The organism is Bradyrhizobium sp. PRIMUS42 (genome assembly GCF_023006515.1).
Classification (GTDB): Bacteria; Pseudomonadota; Alphaproteobacteria; order Rhizobiales; family Xanthobacteraceae; genus Bradyrhizobium.
In genome coordinates this window covers 1-7,281 of record NZ_JALBGZ010000298.1, presented here as the reverse complement: position 1 = coordinate 7,281, position 7,281 = coordinate 1, and the positions used below count along the sequence as shown (strand labels likewise).

Genomic DNA, 7,281 nt, shown 5'->3' with positions numbered 1-7,281 from the left:
CTCTGCCTTCGGAACGCGCCCAAGCCGCAACGGCAGCCGCACGTTTTCGCGCACGCTGGCCCAGGGCATCAGGGTGGGCTCCTGAAACACGAAACCGATGCCGTGACCCGGCTGCGGGACGCCCTCGCGGCGCGCCACCCGCACGCTGCCCGATGACGGCGCGCTGAGCTCTGCGATGATGCGCAGCACCGTCGACTTGCCGCAACCGGAGGGGCCCAGCAGCGAGATGAACTCGCCCTTGCGGACAGTGAGATCGAACGGGCCGAGCGCCATGACGCCATTGTCATAGGTCTTCGTGACCCCGCGCAGGCTGACGGCGAGCGCCGTCAGGCTGGCCTCGACGGCGGATGAGGTTTGGACAGGGGACATCGACCGTGCGTTACGGCTTGCTCGGGCGCAGCTCGACGCCGACGCCCTTGTTGACGAAGCGCAGCGTGTAGGATTTGCGGAAGTCGAGATCCGCCTTGACGACGCCGGCCTTGACCATCTTGTTGAAGAAGGAGGCGTAACGCTCGTCGCTCATCGCGCCGATGCCGTTCTTCAAGCTGTCGCCGGAATCGACGATGCCATGCTCCTTCATCTTGGCGACGGAATAGGCGAGCAGATCGTCGGTCATCTCAGGATTGAGCTTCTTGATCATGGCGTTGCCGGCAGAATTGTCGCGGTAGATGTAATTGTACCAGCCGACCATGGAGGCATCGACGAAGCGCTGGACGAGATCGGACTTCTTCTCGACGATGTCGCGGCGGGTCTCGATCAGGGTCGAATAGGTGTTGAAGCCGTAATCGGCGAGCAGCAGCACGTTCGGCTTGAAGCCGGCGGCCTTCTCGACCGCGAAGGGCTCGGAGGTGACGTAGCCCTGCATGGCGCTCTTGGGATTGGCGATGAAAGGCTGCGGATTGAAATTATAGGGGCGGACGTTCTTCTCGCTGAAACCATATTCGGACTTCAGCCATTGAAAGTAGCTGCCCATGCCCTCCTTGGACACGAACAGCGTCAGCGGCTTGAGGTCCTCGATCTTGCTGACCTTGGCATCCGGCTGCGTCAGCATCACCTGCGGATCCTTCTGGAAGATCGCGGCGATGGTCACGACGGGGACGTTGTTGGCGACCGCATCGAACGACATCAGCGTGTTCGCCGCCATGAAGAAATCGATCTTGCCGGCGATCAGCAGCATCCGGTTGTTCTCATTGGGCCCGCCGGGGACGATGGTGACGTCGAGGCCGTATTTTTTGTAGGTGCCGTCGGCGACGGCCTGGAAGAAGCCGCCATGCTCGGCCTCGGCGACCCAGTTGGTGCCGAAGGTGACCTTGTCCAGCGTCTCGGCGCGCACGGGGACGCCGCAGACGAAGGCGGCCATCAGGCCCGCCGTGAGCGCTCGCCGCAGATGAAAGGGGGTCATAATGGCACTCCGTCGATCGCTTCCGGCCAATCGCGTCTGGCTCATGTGGACACAACGCGATAAAACCGCATGACATCAGGGGACGCGAGCCGGCCGGGCCCGCATCCCCTGATAACCCAAATTACGTGACAAATTCGGGCAAAGAAACCTTGATGACGCCGTCCCGCGACTGGACCGAGATCCGCTGGGCCGATGCGCCCCCTGCGGAGACGTCGCGCTGGATCGCGGTGCTGCCGCTGGCGGCGACCGAGCAGCACGGCCCGCATCTGCCTGTGACGACCGACGTGTTGATCGCGGAGGCGTATCTGGCGCGGGCGCGCGAGTTGTTGCCTGAGAACGTTCCAGCGACGTTTCTCCCCGTCGAGCCAGTCGGGATCTCCACCGAGCATATCGATTATCCCAGCACGCAGACGCTGGCGAACGACGTCGCGCTGAAGCGATGGACGGGAATCGGCGAGGATGTCGCGCGGCGCGGCGTGAGGAAGCTCGTCATCATCACCAGCCATGGCGGCAACAGCGCGGCGATGATGTTGATTGCGCAGGATTTGCGCGCGTATCAAAAACTGTTGGTGGTGACGACGTCCTGGTCGCGGCTTTCGGGCGCTGACCAATTGTTCCCGGCCGACGAAGTGCGACACGGCATTCATGGCGGCGCCATCGAGACCTCGATCATGCTGGCGCGCTATCCCGATCAGGTGCGTAAAGCTGAAATCGCGGATTTTCCCGCGAGCAGCATCGCGATGGAAAAGCAGTATCGCTGGCTGTCGACGCAGCGGCCCGCACCGTTTGCCTGGCAGGCGCAGGATCTGAACGCCAGCGGCGCAATCGGCAACGCGACATTGGCCGTGGCCGAGAAGGGCGAGCAACTCGTCGATCAAGGCGCCCGCGCTTTTTGCGAGCTTCTGAGCGAGGTCGATAACTTCGACGTGAACAGGCTCGCCAAGGGCCCCCTCGGCTAGGCCATATCCATCTGGAATTGTTCAGGAATATGCTTCGATTCGGGAGCGGCTTTGCCGCATTCGAACCGGACGCGAGCAGCCTCCGTCAAACTGGGCACGCGGGCCACAACGGACCGCCTCAACCCCGGATGGAGTTTCACATGTCGATCAAGACCAAGATTGCCGCCATCGCTCTCGCCGCCCTCGCCGTCACCGGCAGCATCGTGTCCACCACGTCCTCGGCCGAAGCCAAGCAGCCCGGTTGGGTCTGGGGTGTCGGTGCCGGCATCGCCACTGCCGCCGTCGTCGGCTCCGCGATCGCCGCCAGCAACGACCCCTATTACAACGGCTATCACCGCTGCGGCTGGGTCGCCCAGTACAACGCCTTCGGCCAGTACGTCGGCCGCGTTCGTACTTGCTACTGATTTGAGTACCTGAGGCCGATCTCACGTGGATCCTGCGTCCGACACGGGCGCCTCATCCACCCCGTGTCGTGCCCCCGACCCCGCCCGGACGTCCCCCCGGGCGGGGTCAACTGTTTTAGTGCCGCCAGAACAGCCCAACAATGACTCAGACTGTCCTTCCGATTGCACGTTCCACGTGTCAGGATACGAATGGGTGGCTGGAGGGCGAGCGTGAATTGGCGGATCTCAATTGGATCGATCCTGATTGCGATCCTGACATCGACACAAGCATTTCCCGAGCCGGCCTCACAGCCGCAAACAGTGATCCAGGGCGACAGCCGCCCCGCCGTGGACGTCGAACTCGTGATCGCGGTCGACGTTTCCTACTCGGTGCAGCCGGATGACCTGGCGGCCCAGCGCGAAGGCTATGCCAAGGCCGTTGTCTCGGAGGAGTTTCTTCGGGCCTTGCGGACCGGCCCTATCGGCAAGATCGCGCTGACCTACTTCGAATGGTCATCGACAAGGGATCAGGACGTCGTCGTCCCCTGGCGGCAGATCGACGGACCGGAAGCGGCCGAGGCCGTCGCAGCTGAAATCATGAAGGCACCGATCCGCCGCGGTTCGCGCACGTCGATTTCGGGTGCGATCAAGTTCGCCATGCCGCTGTTCGAGCTGAACCCGTACCGGGGCGCGCGCCGCATCATCGACGTTTCGGGCGATGGCCCCAACAACAACGGCGATCCTGTCGCCACCGCGCGCGACACAGCAGTGCAGCAGGGCATCGTCATCACCGGCCTGCCGATCGTGGTCAATGCAACGCCTCCTGGTCAGGTGGACATCAGCCATATCGATCATATCGATTGGTACTATGAGGATCGCGTGATCGGCGGCCCAGGTTCCTTTGTTGTGCCGGTCACCGATCGCGAAAACTTCAAGGAGGCGATCCGGACCAAGTTGGCGCTCGAGGTCGCGGGCCGCACGCCGGATCACTCGCCGGCGCCCTCAGTGGACAAGAAACCGCGGGTTCTCTGCACGATTGGTGAAAAACTCTGGCAGCAGCGGTGGGATACGGCCGGTCCGGCGACGAACGGTCCGGCCCCGAGCAAGCCAGCGGCGAATGGTCCGGCGGCGATCAATCCGATCAGCCAGGATGACGCGTTGCTCAGCAAGAAGATCAAGGGCATCTGCCGCGGCTGCTAGGTGCTCTCGTTAGTCGCCGACTGACCGCCGACCTTCGCGATTCCCCCGACCCTCGCATTTGTCCTGGGCTTGGATAGGTCTCCAGCAAAGGCCGGGCTCCGCTCGTACAATCGCGGTTTCTGCCCCGTTGAGGCGATGTTGCAGTCCCGTCACATGACGGTGCGAACCATCACCCGCGGCAATCCGCACCAGTTGCTATTGCGAATTAATCGCAATAAGGTTCGCAACGAGCGCAGGGACTTGGGACGAAATTGCGTCGGGCAGAGATCATCTCGGCCGATCGCGTGACCTCAGGACCCTGATGACAGGGGCACCGCGAATCGGCAGGGATGTCGCGGCGGGTGGATACATTCGCGTTTGGGGGCGTAGGTTTTGACGTTGAGAAGTCACCGACACCGGTTGCTGCACACGGCGGCCGTCGCAGGCCTCCTGGGGCTTCCCGTTGCTGCCCACGCGGCCGATCTGCCGCTGAAGGCGCCGGCGCTGAGAGCGGTCTATGACTGGACCGGACTCTATATCGGCGCGCATGCCGGCTATGGCCGCGGCTCGTCGCACTTCGCACTGAACGACGGCACCGCAATTGGCGACAGCGGCGTCTTCAGCGGCATGATCGGCGGCGTGCAGGCCGGCTACAATTACCGGCTCAACTCCGGCTGGCTGATCGGCGTCGAAGGCGATTTCTCGTTTCCCAACTACATCACCTCGAATTCGATCGTGTCCTTCCTGGCGACACCCGCCAACACCGTCACGCAGCAATGGGACTACGCCGCGAGCGTGCGCGGCCGCGTCGGCTACACCAGCGGTCCGTGGCTGGTCTACGCCACCGGCGGCTTTGCCTGGATGGGCGAGCGCTATTTCGACACGCCGGCCTCCGGCGCCGAAATCCCGAAGATCCTGAACACGCGGCCCGGCTGGATCGCGGGCGCGGGCGTCGAATACGCCTTCGCGCCGCATTGGAGCGCACGGCTCGAATATCTCTACAGCCGCTTCGACGGCGCGAATGTCGCCTTCTCTACGGGCGCCCAATACACCTCGTCGTCGCTCGACTTCCAGCAAGTCAGGGTCGGCCTCAACCGGAAGGTCGATTGGCCGGGCGTGCCCAGCTACGACCCGAAGAGTTCTTTGATCGACACGGAATCCGATCGCTGGGAGATCCACGGCCAGAGCACTTATCTGCCGCAGGGCTATCCGTCGTTCCCCGCGCTCTATACCGGACCGAACTCGCTCTCGCCGTCGCGGCAAGCCAAGGCGACCTGGAGCAACAGCCTGTTCCTGAACGCACGGCTGTGGGACGGCGGCGAGGTCTATTACAATCCCGAACTGCTGCAGGGATTTGGACTGAACGACACGGTCGGCGCGGCCGGCTTCCCCAACGGCGAAGCGCAGAAGTCGAACTTCCCCTATCCGCACTACAACACCTCGCGCCTGTTCGTGCGCCAGACGTTCGGCTTTGGCGGCGAGCAGGAGGAGCTCGCGAGCGGGCAGCTGCAGCTGGGACAAAAGGTCGACGTGTCCCGCCTCACGGTGCAGGCCGGCAAGTTCGCTGTCGTCGACGTGTTCGACGGCAACGCCTACGCCAAGGACACCCGCAGGGATTTCATGAACTGGTCGATCTGGGCGCCGGGCGCCTTCGACTATTCCGCCGACAAGGTCGGCCTCACCTACGGCGTCACCGCCGAGCTCAATCAGAAGCAATGGGCGCTGCGCGGCGGCTATTTCCTGATGGTCTCCGAGTCCAACTCGAATCATTTCGACACCAGGGTCGGGGAGCGCGGCCAGTACGTGCTCGAGCTCGAGACGCGCTTCTCGCTGTTCGGCCAGCCCGGCAAGCTCAGGACCATGGGCTGGCTCGACAGCGCCAATATGGGCAGCTTCCGCGAGACGCTGAACAATCCCGCGCTCAATCTCGACATCGCGCAGACCCGGCGCGGCCGCGTGAAGTATGGTTATGTGCTCAACCTCGAGCAGGCGATCACGGACGATGTCGGCCTGTTCAGCCGCTGGAGCTGGAACGACGGCAAGAACGAGACGCTGGCCTTCACCGACATTCATCGCAGTCTATCCGCGGGATTGTCGATCAAGGGCACGAGATGGGGGCGGCCCGACGACGTGGTCGGCATCGGCGGCGCGATCAATGCGATTTCGCAGGACTACCGCGACTTCCTCGCCGCCGGCGGCCTCGGCGTGCTGGTTGGCGACGGTGCGCTCAACTACCGCAAGGAGCGCATCCTCGAAACCTATTACGCCTATGCGGTGAACAAGAATCTCACGCTCACCGCCGACTACCAGCTGATCGTCAACCCTGCCTACAATGCCGACCGCGGACCGGTGTCGGTGTTCTCAGGACGGCTGCACGGCGAGTTCTGAGCCGCCACGGCTCAGAACAAGAGCGTGCCCCCCCGAGACGAACAGCAGCGCCAGCACGATTTTGCGGAATGCGGCCTCGTCGATCCGGCCGAACAGTTTCAGTCCCAGCCACGTTCCGGCAAACAGGAACGGCAGGCCGAGCGCGAACAGCTTCGCCGTGTCGAGCGAGAAAGCCGTTGACCAAACCGACCGTCATGTCAGCGGCCGCCGGCACGACGGCCGCGAGCTTGGGGCTGCGGCCGGAAGAATGCGTACAGGCTATAGGCGATCAGAACAGCTCCAACCACGATGCGGACACTCTTCGGATCAGCCCAGGTTAAGAAGCGATACCCCGGTCGGCACGCCGATGACTGCACCGATGATGAAAGGCCACAGCCGGCGCCAGTCGAGCACAGCGCGCAGCTTCCAGACCGAGTAACCCTGCACGAGAAGGCCGAAGCCGACGATCAGACTGGCGCTCTGAACAGGCGTCAGCACGTAAAGCCACAGCGATGCCGCGACGAGGCCGAAGGCGAAGCCGGAGGTCTAGGTGAAGCTGCCTCCCTGTACAATGAGCTTGTTACGCGGCCCGGATCGCATCCAGGAATTTTCCGACCTCGACCTTGAGACGGCTGCTCTCGCCGGACAGTGACTTGGCGGACGCGAGCACGTTGGAAGATGCAGATCCGGTCTGGCTTGCGCCGCGCTGCACGTCGACGATGCTGGCAGAGACCTGCTGGGTGCCGCGCGCGGCCTGCTGCACGTTGCGGGAAATCTCCCGCGTCGCTGCGCCCTGCTCCTCGACTGCCGCGGCGATTGCGGAAGCGATCTCGGACATGCGGCTGATGGTGTCGCCGATCGCCTTGATGGCGCCGACCGAATCCTCCGTCGCGGTCTGGATTCCCGCGATCTGCTGGCTGATCTCGCCGGTGGCCTTGGCGGTCTGCTCAGCCAGCGCCTTGACCTCGGAAGCGACCACCGCAAAGCCGCG

At 63.6% G+C, this 7,281-nt stretch carries 8 protein-coding genes; 4 read left to right on the top strand and 4 right to left on the bottom strand.

The features are described 5' to 3' along the window. Positions 1-369: ATP-binding cassette domain-containing protein (locus tag MOV75_RS21215; protein WP_247006528.1), on the bottom strand; the 369-nt coding region annotated here is incomplete at its 3' end. Positions 370-379: 10 nt separating this feature from the next. After that, on the bottom strand, positions 380-1,402 hold the full coding sequence (locus MOV75_RS21210) for an ABC transporter substrate-binding protein (RefSeq protein WP_246928888.1): 1,023 nt from the start codon (positions 1,400-1,402) through the stop codon (positions 380-382). A 152-nt stretch (positions 1,403-1,554) separates the two neighbouring features. On the opposite strand from MOV75_RS21210, the gene MOV75_RS21205 reads away from it, so the two are divergent. From MOV75_RS21205 to MOV75_RS21190, 4 genes are all read left to right on the top strand, one after another. Further along, positions 1,555-2,361, top strand: a complete 807-nt coding sequence (locus MOV75_RS21205) for a creatininase family protein (RefSeq protein ID WP_246928885.1) — start codon at positions 1,555-1,557, stop codon at positions 2,359-2,361. A gap of 140 nt (positions 2,362-2,501) precedes the next feature. Then, positions 2,502-2,765 carry a hypothetical protein gene (locus MOV75_RS21200; protein WP_246928883.1) on the top strand — a complete coding sequence of 88 codons (264 nt, stop codon included), beginning with the start codon at positions 2,502-2,504 and terminating at the stop codon, positions 2,763-2,765. Between the two features lie 210 nt (positions 2,766-2,975). Further along, on the top strand, positions 2,976-3,944 hold the full coding sequence (locus MOV75_RS21195; protein ID WP_246928881.1) for a DUF1194 domain-containing protein: 969 nt from the start codon (positions 2,976-2,978) through the stop codon (positions 3,942-3,944). A 399-nt stretch (positions 3,945-4,343) separates the two neighbouring features. Next, the gene (locus tag MOV75_RS21190) at positions 4,344-6,311 is read left to right on the top strand and encodes a carbohydrate porin (protein ID WP_246928879.1); all 1,968 of its coding nucleotides are present in this window, start codon (positions 4,344-4,346) and stop codon (positions 6,309-6,311) included. Between the two features lie 306 nt (positions 6,312-6,617). Here the strand turns inward: MOV75_RS21190 and MOV75_RS21185 are convergent, their stop codons facing one another. Together MOV75_RS21185 and MOV75_RS21180 are read right to left on the bottom strand one after the other, a co-directional pair. Next, positions 6,618-6,788, bottom strand: coding sequence for a hypothetical protein (locus tag MOV75_RS21185; RefSeq protein WP_246928865.1), 171 nt, complete (start codon positions 6,786-6,788; stop codon positions 6,618-6,620). Between the two features lie 82 nt (positions 6,789-6,870). After that, on the bottom strand, positions 6,871-7,281 hold a 411-nt coding region (locus MOV75_RS21180; protein ID WP_247006527.1), incomplete at its 5' end, for a methyl-accepting chemotaxis protein.